Consider the following 18,128-nt stretch of genomic DNA (forward strand, 5'->3'; position numbering starts at 1 on the left):
ACCTAAAAATCGCCTTGAGTATTTACTGTTGAAATACTAATCAAATCGTATGATGAAGATATGACATCAAAAATATATGTATATTTTATTATAAATTAACCAGTTGAGGGTTCGACTTAAGTCGAATGTTTGATAAATAACCGATGAAAATGATAGGTGAATATATTTATTCTATTTATTTTATATGTTTATCAATATGTTGCTTCTATTTTTTACAGTGTGATGCAATGTAAACTCTTGTATAGAAGTTGAGATTTTCTTCAAAAACGGAGGGAAATCTACAGATAAAAAGCCTGATTTATATTTTAAAAGTTTAGATCTATTTTTATGGTCCAAATTTTACAAAAATAAGCGTATTTTTTAGCGGGTTTGTAGCACCGTTTGATCCATCAAAAATCATAATCAAGCGTGAGCTAAACCCTTGTTAATCCATAGATGAAAAATCAAGTAGTAAAGAAGAAATGCCGAGTTGTTACGCAGTTTTTTAAATTAGTTTGAAAGCTTGTGTTTTGTGTTAAAGTTTGTAGGTTAACTCTGAATTCAGTGGATGAGTTTTGTAGACAAAATAATTCATAGGCGCGGCACACTTTAATTAACGAGGCAAAAATGAAAATACAGTTGCTGGAAATTGGTCCTGAAACGGAGCAACTCAGTGCTTGCACACTCTCGTTATTATTGGGTGTACATACGCCAAGTAACCAAATTGATGGTTTTTTGAAGTTTGCCCGTCAAATGCTGCAAGTAGATCATGCCATTTTGACTTTTAAAAATGAGCCGTACATCTGGTATTCCACCAATCAAGTTTTTAAAGCCTTTCGTGCCAACCCAAACGCACGGTTAGACGCTTTCTTTCAAGGTCAGCAACTGATTGAACCTCAACATCCTCAATATGCAAATTTTGTGCAGCACATCGCAAGTTTGGGGATAGAAGCCGCGCGCCTAATCGCACTGGATTTACTCAAAACCGATGGCGAGTCGATTGGGCAGTTGTTGTTATTTGATCATCGTGAAGAAGCGTTTAGTTTAGGTGCTTTGCCGACAGTGGCGGAGTTTGCTGCAGGTTTGGTGCGTTATATTGAATTAAAAGTTGATTATGCAAGCTTAAAAGAACTGTATGAACAGCAGTCTGCATTGAATTTTAGTAAAACCAAATTTTTCCAAATTATTGCGCATGATTTGCGCGCGCCATTTCATGGCTTATTGGGGTTTTCGGAAGTTTTAGCGCAAGAGCGCGAAACTTTGGATGATTCTAGTATTCAAAATATTGCCGACTATTTATTCGACACAGCACAATCGACCTATAACTTGCTAGAAAGTTTATTGAATTGGGCGATGGCAGAGGGTGGACGCTTTGTGTATCACCCAATTAATTTTGAGTTAAAGCAATCGACCAAAATTGTTTGCGATGTGTTGAAAAGTTTGGCAATCAAGAAAAATATTGAACTGATTGATCAAGTTGAAGAAGGCATTAAAGTTTATGCCGACATCAATATGATTACCTCGGTGATTCAAAATTTGGTGTCGAATGCGCTGAAATTTACCTTTACCGATGGCACAGGCAAAGTCATTTTACGTGCAGAGCAAACAGAAACCAGTGTGGATATTTATATTCAAGATACGGGTTTGGGCATGACTGCACAACAACTCGAAACGCTGTTCGAGCCTAAACTTACTGTTAGTTTTAAAGGCACTGCAGGTGAAAAGGGTATTGGTTTAGGTTTGGTGTTGTGTAAGCGTTTTGTCGATTTGAACCACGGGCAAATTGTGGTGGAATCGAAAGAAGGTGTGGGAACGACTTTTAAAGTCAGTTTGCCAATTGCGACCAGTAGCCATCAAGTATTAAGTAAAGAAGCGTTATTATCTGAGAAAACTTAATTTCAAAGTTTATATACAAAGCAAGCAAAAGCCTGTGGATGTTTAAAATCATCCACAGGCTTTTTTTATCGTGATCAATTTAGATCAACTCTTGCATTATTGAATGTTTTGAATCGGACTACCACCCAACGCTTGCAATAAAGTCACATAGGCGTTGTATTGGTTTTGCTTGGTCTGCAATAAACTTAAACGTGCATTGCGGGTGGTTTCTTGTGCATCTAGCAGGTTTTTTAAGGCAATCGCACCATGCCGATAACGCACCTCTGTTAAGCGTTCAGTTTTCTCTGCCAGTGCTAAATTGCGGCTTTGCAGCGCGACTTGTTGATTCAGCGCGGTTCGTGCTGACAGTGCATTTTCGACATCGGCAAAGGCTTTATATAAAGTTTGTCGATATTGCACAATGGCTTTTTCATATTCCAAAGCATTCACTTTTAGATCGCGCTGCATATCATTCCATTGCAAAAATGGCAGGGTTAAACCTGCACCTAAAGTGGCAATTGGGTTTTTTAGGGCATCGCTTAAAGAGGTATGCGCGCCTGTACCGACACCTGTACTGAGTGTGCCTGTAAGACTGATGGATGGGTAATAACTGGCTCGATTGGCATCTTTATTGGCCAAGGCTTTACGTAAACGTAATTCGGCTGCACGTAAGTCGGGACGACGTGACAGCAGTTCTGCAGGTAAGCCAGCAGTAATATTCGGTAAACGAACAGCGGCTAAACTCTGTGGTTCATTGATATTCAACATTTGCACAGGTTGATGCAGTAAAACTGCCAAGGCGGTGCGTGTTTCAACTTTTTGCTGTGCAATTTGGCTCAAGGTTGATTTTTGACTTTGCAGGGCTTGTTCGGCTTGGTTTAAATCCAATCCTGAAACTGCACCCGCGCGATATTGCGCACTGACCAATTGATACGTTTTTTGCGTACTGGCAAGGTTTTGTTGTGCGACAACATAGCGTTCATTTAAATAACCCAATTGCCAATATAAATTGGCAGTGGTTGCAATCAGGCTTTGTGCGGTGGCTTGTAAGTCTTGTTCGGTGGCTAAGGCTTCCCAACGTGCAGCTTCAGTCTGATTGGCAAGTTTACCGAATAAGTCCAATTCATAGCTCAGTCCGGGATAATTCAGCGAAATCCCACGCGCTGTATCACCATTGCCCTCTAAACTAAATTGATGCCCTGTAGAAATACCTGCATTGCCAATCCGGACACCTTGCTGACTTTGGCTTTGTTTGGCTTGTAATCTGGCTTGTTGTAAATTCAGTCCTGCAACCGCGAGGTCACTGTTACGCGCCAAGACTTGTTCAACCAATTGATTTAAAGCAGCATCGTGAAAGAGTGTCCACCAACGGTCTGTATTTAGTTGTGCAAGGACTTGCTGGCTTTTTTGCTGCTGCTCAAACTGTTGAGGAATATTTACAGCAGGTGCCTGATAAGGTGTTTTGACTACGGCTGCACAACCCACTAAGCTGCTGCCAAGAAAAAGCGCAGTGACGAGTTGGCTGAATTGTCGTGACTTCTGGTTAAATCGCATCATCATTCCTTACTCTAATTCCTTATTCTCTAGATAGCGCATCGACAGGGTTCAGTTGGGCAGCATTACGTGCAGGAATAAAACCGAACACAATTCCAATCAGGCTTGAACAGACAAAAGCGGCTACAATCGAGGTGGTGGAGTACGCCATTTGAAAGGTTCCACCTGCCACATGATTAATCAATTGCCCAATTCCGAGTGCGAGCAAGACGCCAAGTACACCGCCTAAAATACACACTAAAATGGCTTCAATTAAAAATTGCTGCAAAATATCGCTTTGTCGTGCGCCGACTGCCATGCGTACCCCAATTTCTTGGGTGCGTTCTGTGACAGAGACCAACATGATGTTCATTACGCCAATTCCACCGACCACCAGTGAAATCACTGCAATAGCAGAAACCAGTAAGGTCATGGTGGCGGTAGTTTGTTGGATGGTTTCACGGATACTGTCGGCATTTTGAGTAAATACATCCTGCGCACCATGACGCTGTACCAACAGACTTAGGATGGCATTTTCTGCTGCAGCACTTGGATATTCATCTTTGACTCGTACAATAATGCTGCGCACATGGCTTTGGCCAAGCATGCGGCTCATTACCGTAGAGTAGGGCAAATACACATTTAAGCTGTCGGCATTGCCCATCATGCTTTTTTGTTCTTCGACCACGCCAATAATACGGCTGGGTACGCTGCCCAATAAAATTACTTGCCCGACAGGGTTGCTGCCATCACTAAAAAATGTATTTTTGGTGTTGTGATCAATCACCACATCTTGCGCTTGTTCCAGCACGCTGTGTTTGTCAAAAGGCTGACCCGACTGGAAATTCATGCCGCGTACATAGAAAAAGTCTTCACTTACCCCATTGACTGTGGCTGAAGCTTCCGTGTCTTTAAAACGGACTGTGACATTGCTGTTGACTGAAGGGCTGACACCATCTACATAAGGTTGTTCTGCTAAAGCATCGGCATCGGCAGGAACCAGTGTTCTGACTTGAGAGGAGCGAGAGGTATCCCCAAAACCTCGCCCCTGAAATACGGTGATGGTATTGGTGCCTAAACTGCTGATGTTTTCTAAAATTTGTTTCTGTGAACCATTGCCCAGTGCCACAACAGATACAACCGAAGCGATCCCGATAATAATCCCGAGCATGGTTAAAAAGGTGCGCATGCGATGTGCATTCATCGCCAGTAGCGCCATGCGGAAGGCTTCACCTAAACGATCAAATACAGAGCGCCAAGCTGAAGTTCTTTTTTGTGGCGGATGTTGCAAGGTTTGTTGAGTAATATCATCCTGATCGGCAGGTGTGTTGGGCTGATCAGAAATAATAAGCCCATCACTGATTTCAATAATCCGTGTGGCATTTTTAGCGACATTATGGTCATGTGTGACCAAGATGATGGTGTGACCTTTGGCATTCAGCTCACGCAAAATACGCATGACTTCAATACCACTATTCTTGTCGAGTGCACCTGTTGGCTCATCGGCTAGAATCACATCACCGCCATTCATCAGGGCACGAGCAATGGACACACGTTGCTGCTGCCCGCCTGAAAGTTGACTTGGTCTGTTCTGGGTTTTATCTGCCAAGCCTAAATCACTCAGCAATGCGGTAGCACGTGCTTGGCGTTCTGCGGCATCGGCACCTGCATAAATTGCGGGAACTTCGACATTACCCGCAGCGCTTAAATCACCCAATAAATGGTAGCGCTGGAAAATAAAGCCAAAATACTCACGCCGTAGTTGTGCCAATTCATCAGCTTCGAGTTGTCGGGTTTCGCGTCCTTTAACTTTGTAGCTGCCTGTAGTGGGTTGGTCAAGGCAGCCTAGAATATTCATAAGCGTGGATTTACCAGAACCCGATTGCCCCACAATAGCAACCAATTCACCTGGGTAAATTTCCAGATCAATGCCTTTGAGAATTTGTACGGTCGATTCACCCGCAGGAAATTCTCGGGTCAGGTCTTTAACCGCTAAGAGTGGCTGTGTTTGATGCTGCGGCATGCTCATATTACATTCTCACCGAAGGGCCAACACGTCCACTACGTTTCGCTGCATCGTTGGATGTATCAGAACCATCGGCAATAATCACTTGATCACCCAGTTTTAAGCCGCGAATGACTTGTACGGTTGCACGGTTGTTTAGCCCGAGCAATACAGGTTGCGGCTGGGCTGAACCATCGGCCTGTAAAACACGTACTGTGCCTAAAGACGCTTTGCCTTGATCTATAAGTGCTTTTTCATTGGCCGTGAGTTCTAAGCGGGCAGGGCGATTTGGCAATTTTTCATCCGTTTTGTTGCGTTCAGTACGTGCAGGTGTGTCTGAATTGTTGCTACGACCACGTGAGCGATTGGAGCCTTGCACGGCAGCAGCTGGAATTGTGAGTACGTTACGTGCTTCGGCCAATACAATCGACACTTGTGCTGTCATGTTAATGCGCAGCTTGCCATCTTCATTGGGTACATCAAATAAGGCGTTGTAATACACCGCATTGCTAGATGATGAAGAGCTATTATTACTGGTTTCGGTATTAATGGATTTTGGTGCAGGTTCAACTTGGCGCAAGGCTGCGTAATGCTTTTTCTCACTGTTGCCCAAAGTGGTGAAATAAACGGTTTGACCTTCTTCGACCTTCATCACATCTGCTTCAGAAATTTCTGCTTTTACAGTCATGGTGTCTAATTTAGCCAGTTTGACAATGGTGGGTGCACTTTGGTTGGCGTTTACGGTTTGACCCTCTTCGGTCACAATCGCCACCACAGTGCCGTCCATGGGTGCAAGAATTTGGGTATAGCCTAAATTTTCTTTAGAAGTGTCTAAGGTTAGACGGGACTGTTCAATTTGAGCGTTAATTGCAGCAATCTCGGCTTGTGCCGTTTTATAGTTGGCTAAAGCACTTTCCAGTTCAGCGCGTGAAGTGGCGTCTTGCGCATACATGGCTTGTTGACGTTGATATTCTGCTGCGACTTTGGCGAGATTGGCTTGTCTGACTGCCAATTGAGCCTGTTGATTTTTAATACTGGCTTGTGCGGTTTTAAATTCATTTTCTTGACGTACCGAATCAATTTGGGCAATCAATTGGCCTTGTTTGACCTGATCACCCAGCTCGACATACATTTTTTTGACCTGACCTGAAACCTGCGCACCGACACTGACCATTTTGGTGGCTTCAAGTACGCCTGTTGCCAGAACCGCACTTTCAATATCGCCACGGCTAACTTCAGCGGTGATGTATTGCGGCTGCTCTGTTTTTGGTTTGAAAAAATACCATGTTGCAAGTGCAACTAAACAGGCAATCACAATTCCCAGAATAAGTTTGGTCGATTTTATTTTTGGCATGAGTCAAAAAACAGAAAAATAAATTAAGGGAATTATAGAAGCGAAATAAGGATAAATCGTGAATTTTTTAAAGAAATTGCAAATGAGAATTATTATCTGATTTAGGGGGGATTAAAGTGCTTTTTAATTGCACCACATAGTGACATAAATTTGCCCTAATTTAGGTCAATTTACCCCTGCATTATTTTAGTTCATCTCTATGATATTTTTATGAATTTTAATTAAAATTTAGTTGAAACTACAACTATGGTCTAAGATGATTAAAAAAAACTTATTTTCTATATGGATTTAAAAATTAAAAGCAGCTAGTATCGAATTCCATAAAATAGTTATGGCTTTAATCATTAGGATAATACGGCATCCGGATGATGCGATAAAACACGACTTTAATCAAAAAATCTGAGGGGTAAATCATGGAATGGAGTGAAAAGTTTAATATTGGAATTGATGTGATTGACAATCAGCATCGTCAAATTTTGGACTATATTAATGCGCTAGAAAAAATTCGGGCCACAGGTGCGCGTGAACAAATTAAAGAAGTTTTAGATGATTTGATTGATTACACACAATCGCATTTTAGTTTTGAAGAAAACTTATTGGCGCAGGTGAATTATCAATATTTGCCTTCGCACCGCGGTATTCATGAATTGTTTGTGAAACGTCTGAATGATTGCCGTCAGCGTTTTGCCAATGGTGAATCGGTAGAAAATGATTTGTATCGTTTATTGTCTAAATGGTTGATTAACCATATTCAGCATGATGATCAGGACTATGTCGATGCTGTGCGTGACAATATGCTGCATTATTTGCGTTCGCAAGAACAAAAGAAAGGTAAAAGTTGGTTTGCGCGTTTCTTTAGCTAGGTTTGAATTTTCATCAACCGTCTAAATTAAGAATTTAACTTAAGCTATTAGGCAGGTGATGTCGCAAACAGGGTTTTACCGCACAATTCAGCAATCGCTTGAAGCACCAGATGTTCAGGGTTTTCTTTGGACATCCCTTTAATTGCAGCATCAATGCGTAATAATAAAGCTGGCCAGTACAAAAAACAGTTTGGGTTTAAACGCCGTAAGGCCTGTTGATAAACACTGACTTTATTTTTCCAAATACCCAGTTGCAAAGCATTTTGTGGTTGTTCAAATAATTGCATCAGTAAGCGCATTTCTTTGCTGATGCTCCACAAAATTAAACTCATGGCTTCACCCGAAGCCATGAGGTATTGAAAAATTTTCATAGCTTGCGCTAGATTTCCCGTCAGTAAAGCATCATTTAAATCATAAGTGCTATAACGAGATTGATCTTGTAAACAGGCATGTAAATGTTCAATCTGAATCTGCTGAATTTCAGGAAAGGTGTCACTGACCCGCATTAAGCTATTTTTGGCAGCCAAAAGGTTGTGTTCATGATGTTGTTCCAACCATTGCCACGCATCATGTCCTAATTGAATGCCAAGCTTTTCTGCTTCCAAACCTAAAATCTGCTGCCGATCTTTAGGATAATTCGCCGTAAGCGCAACATTGACCCCATTGGCATCAATCAACTGAAAAAAACTGGATTTCAGACTATTGTTGTCTTGTTTCGGCATTACCACCAACAGCAAGTTTTGTTCATTGTGTTGAATATAACTTTTCAGTTGTTTTAGTGTGCTGGCATCAGGCTTGATATTGCCGTGTACTTCAACCGCCAATTGACTCGAAAACAGTGACAGACTGTTTAAGGCATTGAATACATTTTTCCAATCGCTAACGCTATTTAAATCATAACGCTGACGTTCAATATCCTGTTTTTGCCAACTGGCACGAAAAGCATCCAGCAAGTTTTGTTCGAGTAAGGGTTCTTGACCATGCAAAATCCATACGCCACGTGCTTCATCCACACGTTTGAGGGCTTGTAGATAGTCAAGTTTCATAAAAAATTCGCACTCGAAAACTTATTTAGGGTTTGAATACACAGGTGGGTTGACCAAAGGTAAACGATTAGATGAAATTTGACGCACAATTTGCTGTGCTACATCATCAATAATGACTTCTTTTAAGAATTTTTGTTCCTGATCATCGGTATTCACAGTTGCGACATCGTATTGATAACTGCGCGTTGCCATGACGGTACGAGGTTCGGTGATCGGGTTGCCTTGCGCATCTTCAATACGGAAAGTCACACTCAAACGCAATAAGGTTTCTACCAGTTTGCCATTCAATTCCAAGCGACGTGGCGTATAGTCAAGTACACGCAGTACATAGGCATTAGGGTCATTGCTGAGTTGGACGCCTGCTGTGCCCATGTGAATAGAGAGCTTTTCTTCTAATTCTTCGGCATTGCTAGGGAGTGCCAGACTCATTTTTGAATAGGCCACTGGCGCAATGCTTGGATTGGTGCCTTTTAAATGAAAACCACAGCCGACTAAACCAGCACTGAGTCCGCAAGTTAAAACAATGACTGCTAAACGTTGGCTAAAGTGCATGTGTTGTCCTCTGTAATATTCTTGAAGGTTTAAAAGCGGAAGTTGAGAATATCTTGATTGTAGGTGCAAAGCCCGTTGACTGACAACGGGCTTTGTTTGGAAATTGTGAAATCCTTCAGAAAGTTCCTTCTCCTCAGGGATGAGGAATATATTCCGCAAGAGGATGAGGGGGTATATATTTACCTCTCCCTAGCCCTCTCCTAAAAGGAGAGGGAACTTAAGGATTTAAACTACCAAATTCACTAACTTATTTGGTACTACAATTTCTTTCTTGGTTGGACCAGTCAAGAAAGGTTGTACTTCTGGTAAAGCTTTGGCCAGTGCAAGGATGTCCTCTTTAGATGAATCTACAGCCACATCTAGCTTGCCACGTAATTTACCATTGACTTGCACCACAATCGTTTGTGTGTTGCGGGTTAAGGCAGACTCATCTACGGTTGGGAAGAGGGTTGAAGTTAACTCAATTCCGAACTGTGCCAATAAAGTCTGGCTTAAGTGTGGTGCAAAAGGTGCAAGCAAGGTTAATAAGGTCACAATCGCTTCACGCTCAACGGCGAGGTCTTGCTCATCTTGTGCTTCAAACTTGTTGCAAGCATTCAAGAGTTCCATCAAGGCTGCAATTGCAGTGTTGAATGCATGACGACGCTCAATATCATCGCCCACTTTTTGAATGGTTTCATGGGTTTTGCGACGTAAGTCCTGCGCTGCTGTAGCAAGTTTGCTGCTTTCAATAGCTGTTGCATTGCTGCCTTTTTCAAGGAAGCCTGCCGCCAAACGCCATACACGTTTTAAGAAGCGGTTAGCACCTTCAACACCTGCATCTGACCATTCTAAAGACTGATCAGGTGGTGCTGCGAACATCATAAACACACGTGCAGTATCTGCACCGTATTGGTCAATAATCGCTTGCGGGTCGATACCGTTGTTTTTCGATTTCGACATTTTTTCCTGACCGCCAACAATGACCGCTTGACCATCGCCCATATATTTTGCAGAAAGCACACGGCCTTTTTCGTCTTTTTCAAGTTCGATGTCGGCAGGGTTAAACCAAGTTTTCTTGCCGCTTTCTGCTTCGCGGTAGAAGGTGTCAGCCAAGACCATGCCTTGAGTCAGTAAGTTGGTAAATGGCTCATTGCCTTGTACCACGCCTTCATCACGCATAAGTTTGTGGAAGAAACGCGCGTACAATAAGTGCAAGATGGCGTGTTCTACACCACCAATATATTGATTAACTGGCAACCAAGTTTGCGCAGCTTCAGGCTTGACCATGCCACCTGTAAAGTCTGGAGATGCGTAACGTGCGTAATACCAAGATGACTCTACAAAAGTATCTAAGGTATCGGTTTCACGACGTGCTTCGCCACCACAGCATGGGCAAGTGGTTTGATAGAATTCAGGCATTTTATTTAACGGGTTGCCTGAGCCATCTGGCACAACATCGGTAGGTAAAATGACAGGAAGCTGATCTTCTGGAACTGGAACTTGTCCACATTTTTCACAGTTGATCATTGGAATTGGGCAACCCCAGTAACGTTGGCGTGAAACACCCCAGTCACGTAAACGGAATTGTACTTTTACGTTGGCTAAACCTTGTGGCTCTAATTTCGCTAAAAGTGCATCAAAAGCCGCTTGGAAATCTAAACCATCAAATTCGCCTGAGTTGACCAGTTTACCTTCTTTAGAACCGTACCACTCTTGCCATTGGGTTGTGTCAAAGTCCGCATCGTCTGCACCTTTGGCATCAATCACCTGAATAATTGGCAATTGGAATTTATTGGCAAACTCAAAATCACGCTCATCGTGTGAAGGTACAGCCATCACTGCGCCAGAACCGTAAGACATCAACACATAGTTGGCAATCCACACAGGTAATTCTTTACCTGTTACTGGATGCTTCACAAATAAGCCAGTCGCCATGCCTTTTTTCTCGGCAGTGGCAAGGTCAGCTTCTGCCACAGAACCCATGCGGCATTCTTCAATAAAGGCTTTTAATTGTGCATTGTTTTCTGCTGCTTTTAACGCCATAGGATGTTCTGCAGCAACAGCCACATAAGTTGCACCCATTAACGTGTCAGCACGCGTTGTAAATACAGTCAGACCATCTGCATAAATTTCAGGATTTGCCGATGGGAATGTGATTTCCATCCCTTGCGAACGCCCAATCCAGTTGCGCTGCATGGTCAAGACTTGCTGTGGCCAACCATCTTTTAAAGTTTCTAAATCGTCTAATAATTCTTGGGCATAATCGGTAATGCGGAAGTAGTACATTGGAATATCGCGTTTTTCTACCAATGCACCTGAACGCCAACCACGACCATTTTCGACCTGTTCATTGGCCAAAACTGTTTGATCGACAGGATCCCAGTTGACTGTCGAGAGTTTGCGATAAATTAACCCTTTTTTATACAGTTGCACGAATAACCATTGTTCCCAGTGGTAATACTCTGGAGTACAAGTGGCAAATTCACGATCCCAATCTATTGCCAAACCTAGTTTTTTCAATTGGTCGCGCATGTAGGCGATATTTTCAAAAGTCCATTTAGCTGGGGCAACCTGATGCGCAATCGCTGCGTTTTCAGCAGGTAAGCCAAACGCATCCCAACCCATAGGTTGTAAGACTGTTTCACCTTTTAAACGGTGAAAACGGCTAATTACATCACCAATGGTGTAGTTACGCACGTGACCCATGTGCAGTTTGCCGCTTGGGTAAGGGAACATCGAGAGGATATAACGATGTGGACCTTCGACTGTGTCGGCAACTTTAAAGGCTTTACGAGATTCCCAGTCGCTTTGGACTTGGGGTTCAATCGCACTGGCTTGATATTCAGGGTCAATGTGAGTAGTCATAAGGTTAAATCAGGAATAAACGGTTAAAAAAAGTGTGTCACACAGCATAGCGCAAAATGCAGCTAAATTGAATTTTGCGCGTTGGATTGTGCAGGAAAATTTAAGCGAGTCGTACTTTATGGCTTAAAACTTAAAAAACTTGTGGGTTGGCACGTTCTTGTTGTGCCTGATTTAAAGCTGCATTGGCTTCACGTTGTTGCTGATCCATAGCTGGATTTCCTGCAGGATGATTTGTGGTAGGTGTCGCATGTTGGTTTGTTGTATTTGCAGCAGTAGGCTCAGGGTTCGCAGTAGAATTTGCAGGAATGGCAACAGTCGGTGCTGAGTTTCTCCAGCCATAGGTATCGACTTTACCTTTTTTCTTGGCAGTTTTTGGCGGCGGTGTCGTGGTGTAATGGGTTGAACCATTTGCATCGACCCACTTGTAATATTGTTTTGCAGAAACTGAGCTAGTGGCAAAAATTAAAATCAAGCTTGCAGAAAGACAACTCAAGCGGATCATTGGCGTTTTCATGTTTGGAAGTCCTAAGCAAAAAAGAGTAATGGCAGAAAACCAATTACAAAAATCATGTTGGCTAAATTTTAGCAATAATTCCCCATGAAGCTAGGGTTTGTTGACAATTTTTCGATGATTTTTATCTGCAATAGTGCCTATTCAAAATTGGAGCATTGGCTTGCCAATTTGCAAGTTAAAATAAGCTGAAATGCGTTGGTGAATCATAACCAAGCGATTTATATATTTTTTAATTCATTCTTTATTTTTATGTATGTGATATGAAAAAATTATAAAAAATTCAGCAAATCTCTGAAATTATTTGTTTTATATGGAAATATTAGACTTTGGATTAAATTGTGATGGATGACACAGAGCGCAAAAAATACCCAGTTTATAAATAAAGCAGAAAAAGCCGATTTTTAAACTTGACTTTAGTCGGGTAAACTACAAAAATGCACACTTTAGTTTTATGTGCCTTAGATCGATCACCCTTCGAATAAGTGTCATGTCATGCAATGGGCAACTTCTCTAGCCGAGAAGCTGAACAAAGCTTATAAAATGTGTTTACCCCAACACGTTTTAGATCTCATATTGCTTATACGGTAATCAGATCAGAAATTTTTCCTATTGCCATGAAAACTATGAAATATGTGTGCTATAACAGTGCAGGAATTAATGAACAAAACACTGCAGGTGTCTCCCATTTTGCAGTGATAAGACTAGGGTGAATCACGTTGGAACTTTTATCTGGTGGTGAAATGCTCGTTCGCGCATTGGCGGACGAAGGCGTTGAGCATGTTTTTGGATACCCAGGCGGCGCAGTACTTCATATTTACGATGCGTTCTTTCAACAAGACAAAATTAATCATTACCTCGTGCGCCATGAGCAAGCTGCTGGTCATATGGCAGATGCCTACTCGCGCGTAACAGGTAAAACTGGTGTAGTGCTAGTGACTTCAGGTCCTGGTGCAACCAACACAGTAACTCCAATTGCAACTGCGTATATGGACTCAATCCCAATGGTGATTTTGTCTGGTCAGGTTGCAACACACTTAATTGGTGAAGATGCCTTCCAAGAAACCGATATGGTGGGTATTTCACGTCCGATTGTAAAACACAGTTTCCAAGTGCGCCATGCAAGTGAAATTCCTTCAGTGATTAAGAAGGCTTTCTATATTGCATCTTCAGGCCGTCCGGGTCCTGTTGTGGTTGATATTCCAAAGGATGCAACCAACCCAGCGGAAAAATTTGCTTACGAATATCCAGAAAAAGTGAAGATGCGTTCGTATCAGCCACCGCATCGTGGTCACTCAGGTCAAATTCGTAAAGCAATTGATGAATTGTTGAATGCAAAACGCCCTGTTATTTATTCAGGCGGTGGCGTGGTTCAAGGCAATGCATCTGAGCAATTGACTGAACTTGCACACATTTTAGGTTTCCCTGTAACCAATACATTGATGGGCTTGGGTGCGTTCCCGGGCAATGATCCACAATTTATTGGTATGTTGGGTATGCATGGTACGTATGAAGCCAATATGACCATGCACAATGCCGATGTGATTTTATGTATTGGTGCGCGTTTTGATGACCGTGTAACCAATAACCCTGCAAAATTCTGTCCAAATGCCAAAGTGATTCATATTGATATCGACCCTGCGACGATTTCAAAAACCATTATGGCACATATTCCAATTGTGGGCGCAGTTGAGCCTGTACTTCAGGAAATGCTAGTGCAGCTGAAACAGTTAAATGTTTCTAAGCCAAATCCAGAAGCAATTGCTGCATGGTGGAATCAGATCAATGAGTGGCGCAAAGTTCATGGTCTGAAATATGACAAGCCAACTGATGGCAGCATGAAGCCACAACAAGTAGTTGAAGCTTTAGACAAAGTGACCAATGGTGATGCGATCATTACTTCTGACGTAGGTCAGCACCAAATGTTTGGCGCGAACTACTACAAGTACAAGCGTCCACGTCAATGGTTGAACTCTGGTGGTTTGGGTACAATGGGCGTAGGTTTACCGTATGCAATGGCGGCTAAACTGGCTTATCCAGATCAACAGGTTGTATGTATTACAGGTGAAGCATCTATTCAGATGTGTATCCAAGAGCTTTCTACTTGTAAGCAATATGGTTTAAACGTAAAAATCTTGTGCTTGAATAACCAAGCTTTAGGTATGGTTAAACAATGGCAAGACATGAACTATGAAGGTCGTCACTCTAGTTCTTATGTTGACTCATTGCCAGACTTCCCTAAATTGATGGAAGCCTATGGTCATGTGGGTATTCAGATTAACCATGCCGATGAGCTTGAGTCTAAGCTTACAGAAGCAATGGCGATTAATGATAAATGTGTATTCATTAACGTAATGGTTGACCGTACAGAGCACGTTTATCCGATGCAAATTGCGGGTCAATCTATGAAAGATATGTGGTTAGGTAAAGGGGAGCGTACAGAATGAGACACATTATTTCCGTTCTCGTTGAAAACGAATCAGGTGCGCTTTCTCGTTTAGTGGGTTTATTTTCTCAGCGTGGTTATAACATTGAGACTTTAAACGTTGCACCAACCGAAGACCCAACGCTTTCACGTTTAACACTGACCACGTATGGTGATGATCATAAAATTGAGCAAATCACCAAGCAATTAAACAAATTGGTTGAAGTGGTGAAAGTGGTCGACTTGTCAGAAGGTCCACATATTGAGCGTGAATTGATGCTGATTAAAGTAAAAGCATCTGGCGCTGCACGTGCTGAAATTAAACGCACAGCAGACATCTTCCGTGGACAAATTGTAGATGTTACACCGACCACTTATACTGTACAGCTTGCGGGTACAACTGAAAAACTTGACGGTTTTATTGATGCGATTGCAGAAAATACGATCTTAGAAGTTGTGCGTTCAGGTGTGTCTGGTATTGCACGTGGCGAAAAAGTTTTAACCATTTAACTGAATTTAGTTAATTTTATTCATCGAATTCATTCCATCTCAAAGGATGGAGAGCTTGCTCAAATGCGAATAGACCTGCATTTGAGCAAGATAGGAATCCAAAGCATTTTAGCGGAGACAGCAATGCAAATTTTTTACGATAAAGACTGCGACTTATCTATCATCCAGTCTAAGAAAGTAGCAATCATTGGTTACGGTTCACAAGGTCACGCACACGCGCTTAACCTTAAAGATTCTGGTGTAGACGTAACTGTAGGTTTACGTGCTGGTTCTACTTCTTGGAAAAAAGCAGAAAATTCGGGTCTTAAAGTTGCTGAAGTTCCTGCTGCTGTAGCTCAAGCTGATGTTGTGATGATCTTGACTCCAGATGAGTTTCAATCACAACTTTATCGTGACGTAATCGAGCCAAACATCAAACAAGGCGCGACACTTGCATTTGCACACGGCTTCTCGGTTCTTTACAACCAAGTTGTTCCACGTGCTGACTTAGACGTAATCATGGTTGCACCTAAAGCACCTGGTCATACAGTACGTTCTGAATACCAACGTGGTTCAGGTGTTCCAGACCTGATCGCGATTCACCAAGATGCTTCTGGTAACGCGCGTAATGTTGCACTTTCTTACGCTTCAGGCGTGGGTGGTGGTCGTACTGGTATCATCGAAACTTCTTTCCGTGAAGAAACTGAAACTGACTTATTTGGTGAGCAAGCGGTTCTTTGTGGTGGTGCTGTTGAATTGGTTAAAATGGGCTTCGAAACTTTGGTTGAAGCTGGTTATGCGCCAGAAATGGCTTACTTCGAGTGCTTACACGAACTTAAATTGATCGTTGACTTGATGTTCGAAGGCGGTATCGCAGACATGAACTATTCAGTTTCTAACAACGCTGAATATGGTGAATATGTCACTGGTACTGAAGTGATTAACGAACAGTCTCGTGAAGCAATGCGTAATGCGCTTAAACGTATTCAATCTGGTGAATATGCGAAGATGTTCATCCAAGAAGGTGCGTTGAACTATCCATCTATGACTGCACGTCGTCGTCAAAACGCTGCACATGGTATCGAAGTAACTGGTAACAAGTTACGTGCAATGATGCCTTGGATCCAAGCGAACAAGATTGTAGATAAAGAAAAGAACTAAGTTTTAATTTAATCTTTATCTTGAAAAGCCCTTATTTTATATAAGGGCTTTTTTATGGGGGGAGTAATTGCTGGAGCGTACCTTATATTTAAAATTCGTGTGCTAAGGGATGAGTTGTATGCGTGTTTTAATCATCCATTCCAAATACATCACGCGTATAAACCTTATTTTGTACATCTTGCAACAATGAACATTTACGGTTACAGACAATTAAATCGGCACGTTGTTTAAACTCGGCTAAATCATGAATGATTTTAGAGTTGAGAAATTTTTTCTGCTGTAGCCCCGGTTCATAAATAATTACTTTAATCCCGTAAGCTTTGAGATATTGCATAACGCCTTGTATTGCCGAGGCACGAAAATTATCTGAACCGCTTTTCATGGTAAGTCTATAAATTCCGACTATTTTAGGTTCACGCTTACGAATGGATTCTGCAATAAATTCTTGACGGGTTTGGTTGGCGTCTACTACTGCTTTAATCAAGTTGCTCGGAACTTGTGCGTAATTTGCGAGCAGTTGTTTGGTGTCTTTAGGGAGGCAGTATCCGCCATAACCAAAGGATGGATTGTTGTAAAACTGACCAATACGTGAGTCTAAACATACACCATCAATAATTTGTCGCGTGTCTAGGTTATAAATTTGAGCATAAGTGTCCAATTCATTGAAGTAGGCAACACGCATGGCCAAGAAGGTGTTAGCAAATAACTTGATGGCTTCGGCTTCGGTAGCGTCGGTAAACAGCACCGGACAGTCTTTTTTGATGGAGCCTTCTAACAGCATATTCGCAAAAAGTTTGGCACGTTCTGATTTTTCACCCACAATAATCCTCGAAGGATAAAGGTTGTCATGTAGCGCTTTACCTTCGCGCAAAAATTCAGGTGAAAAAATAATATTTTCGGTGTGATATTTTTTCTTAATCTGCTGGGTAAAGCCTACAGGTACAGTGGATTTGATCACCATGGTTGCCAAAGGATTAATAGCCAATACATCCTGAATGACTGCTTCAACACTTTGCGTATTGAAGTAATTGGTATCTGGGTCGTAGTCAGTAGGCGTAGCGATAATCACAAAATCTGCATGCTGATAGGCATCGACTTTGCAATGTGTGGCTTGAAAATTTAATTCTGATTTTGTTAAAAACTCAGAAATTTCAGGATCATGAATAGGAGATATTTTTTGATTAAGTAATTTAACTTTTTCTTCTAAGAGATCATAAGCCACGACCTGATGATGTTGAGCAAAAATCATGGCATTAGATAAACCGACGTAACCTGTACCTGCAATCGCAATTTTCATATTTAATATAGATTTTTGTAGATTTTATATGCCTTTAATGTGGTGAAAAATTATTCAAGCTCGATGACGGTTTGGTGAAGTTTATATTTCTATGAAAGATTTGCGTTAAACTGTGCAGAAATGAAAAGCAAGCATCTCAGTTATGGCGTGTTAATGGTATGATATTGAAATTGCACGGGTGGATAATGGAT

12 protein-coding genes and 1 pseudogene are annotated in these 18,128 nt (G+C 41.9%); 5 read left to right on the forward strand and 8 right to left on the reverse strand.

Annotation, left to right across the window (positions count from 1 at the left end):
* Positions 1–606 precede the first annotated feature (606 nt).
* Entirely contained in the window at positions 607–1,875 is a 1,269-nt protein-coding gene (locus FTV52_RS09520) for a sensor histidine kinase KdpD (RefSeq protein WP_004974961.1), read from the forward strand.
* Between the two features lie 96 nt (positions 1,876–1,971).
* Here FTV52_RS09520 and FTV52_RS09525 read toward each other — a convergent pair whose 3' ends face one another.
* The 3 genes and pseudogenes from FTV52_RS09525 to FTV52_RS09535 all read right to left on the reverse strand — a co-directional run.
* A complete protein-coding gene (locus FTV52_RS09525) occupies positions 1,972–3,408 on the reverse strand; it encodes an efflux transporter outer membrane subunit (RefSeq protein WP_004974963.1) in 1,437 nt (478 codons plus the stop codon).
* A 22-nt stretch (positions 3,409–3,430) separates the two neighbouring features.
* Positions 3,431–5,410 (reverse strand): MacB family efflux pump subunit, encoded by a 1,980-nt coding sequence (locus tag FTV52_RS09530; protein ID WP_373683422.1) that lies wholly within the window; start codon positions 5,408–5,410, stop codon positions 3,431–3,433.
* A 346-nt stretch (positions 5,411–5,756) separates the two neighbouring features.
* Positions 5,757–6,746: pseudogene (locus FTV52_RS09535) on the reverse strand (efflux RND transporter periplasmic adaptor subunit); the annotation flags it as partial.
* Positions 6,747–7,159: 413 nt separating this feature from the next.
* On the opposite strand from FTV52_RS09535, the gene FTV52_RS09540 reads away from it, so the two are divergent.
* Positions 7,160–7,609 (forward strand): bacteriohemerythrin, encoded by a 450-nt coding sequence (locus FTV52_RS09540; protein ID WP_160243533.1) that lies wholly within the window; start codon positions 7,160–7,162, stop codon positions 7,607–7,609.
* Between the two features lie 47 nt (positions 7,610–7,656).
* Here FTV52_RS09540 and holA read toward each other — a convergent pair whose 3' ends face one another.
* The 4 genes from holA to FTV52_RS09560 all read right to left on the reverse strand — a co-directional run bounded on the left by holA (position 7,657) and on the right by FTV52_RS09560 (position 12,556).
* Positions 7,657–8,655, reverse strand: a complete 999-nt coding sequence (gene holA, locus FTV52_RS09545; protein ID WP_179990711.1) for a DNA polymerase III subunit delta — start codon at positions 8,653–8,655, stop codon at positions 7,657–7,659.
* Positions 8,656–8,676: 21 nt separating this feature from the next.
* Complete coding sequence (gene lptE / locus FTV52_RS09550; RefSeq protein WP_004974973.1) at positions 8,677–9,207, reverse strand: LPS assembly lipoprotein LptE; 531 nt, start codon at positions 9,205–9,207, stop codon at positions 8,677–8,679.
* Positions 9,208–9,432: 225 nt separating this feature from the next.
* The gene (gene leuS, locus FTV52_RS09555) at positions 9,433–12,054 is read right to left on the reverse strand and encodes a leucine--tRNA ligase (protein ID WP_179990712.1); all 2,622 of its coding nucleotides are present in this window, start codon (positions 12,052–12,054) and stop codon (positions 9,433–9,435) included.
* A gap of 130 nt (positions 12,055–12,184) precedes the next feature.
* Complete coding sequence (locus FTV52_RS09560; protein ID WP_373683423.1) at positions 12,185–12,556, reverse strand: DUF4124 domain-containing protein; 372 nt, start codon at positions 12,554–12,556, stop codon at positions 12,185–12,187.
* A 728-nt stretch (positions 12,557–13,284) separates the two neighbouring features.
* On the opposite strand from FTV52_RS09560, the gene FTV52_RS09565 reads away from it, so the two are divergent.
* From FTV52_RS09565 to ilvC, 3 genes are all read left to right on the forward strand, one after another.
* On the forward strand, positions 13,285–15,012 hold the full coding sequence (locus FTV52_RS09565; protein WP_019836444.1) for an acetolactate synthase 3 large subunit: 1,728 nt from the start codon (positions 13,285–13,287) through the stop codon (positions 15,010–15,012).
* A complete protein-coding gene (ilvN, locus tag FTV52_RS09570) occupies positions 15,009–15,500 on the forward strand; it encodes an acetolactate synthase small subunit (RefSeq protein WP_004974986.1) in 492 nt (163 codons plus the stop codon). Before FTV52_RS09565 ends, ilvN begins: the two co-directional genes overlap by 4 nt.
* A gap of 123 nt (positions 15,501–15,623) precedes the next feature.
* Positions 15,624–16,640, forward strand: coding sequence for a ketol-acid reductoisomerase (ilvC, locus tag FTV52_RS09575; RefSeq protein ID WP_168419090.1), 1,017 nt, complete (start codon positions 15,624–15,626; stop codon positions 16,638–16,640).
* 127 nt (positions 16,641–16,767) lie between these two features.
* Here ilvC and FTV52_RS09580 read toward each other — a convergent pair whose 3' ends face one another.
* A complete protein-coding gene (locus FTV52_RS09580; protein WP_179990714.1) occupies positions 16,768–17,937 on the reverse strand; it encodes a nucleotide sugar dehydrogenase in 1,170 nt (389 codons plus the stop codon).
* Between the last annotated feature and the right edge of the window lie 191 nt (positions 17,938–18,128).

It is taken from the genome of Acinetobacter sp. YH1901141 (genome assembly GCF_013416935.1).
GTDB classification, from domain to species: Bacteria; Pseudomonadota; Gammaproteobacteria; order Pseudomonadales; family Moraxellaceae; genus Acinetobacter; species Acinetobacter towneri.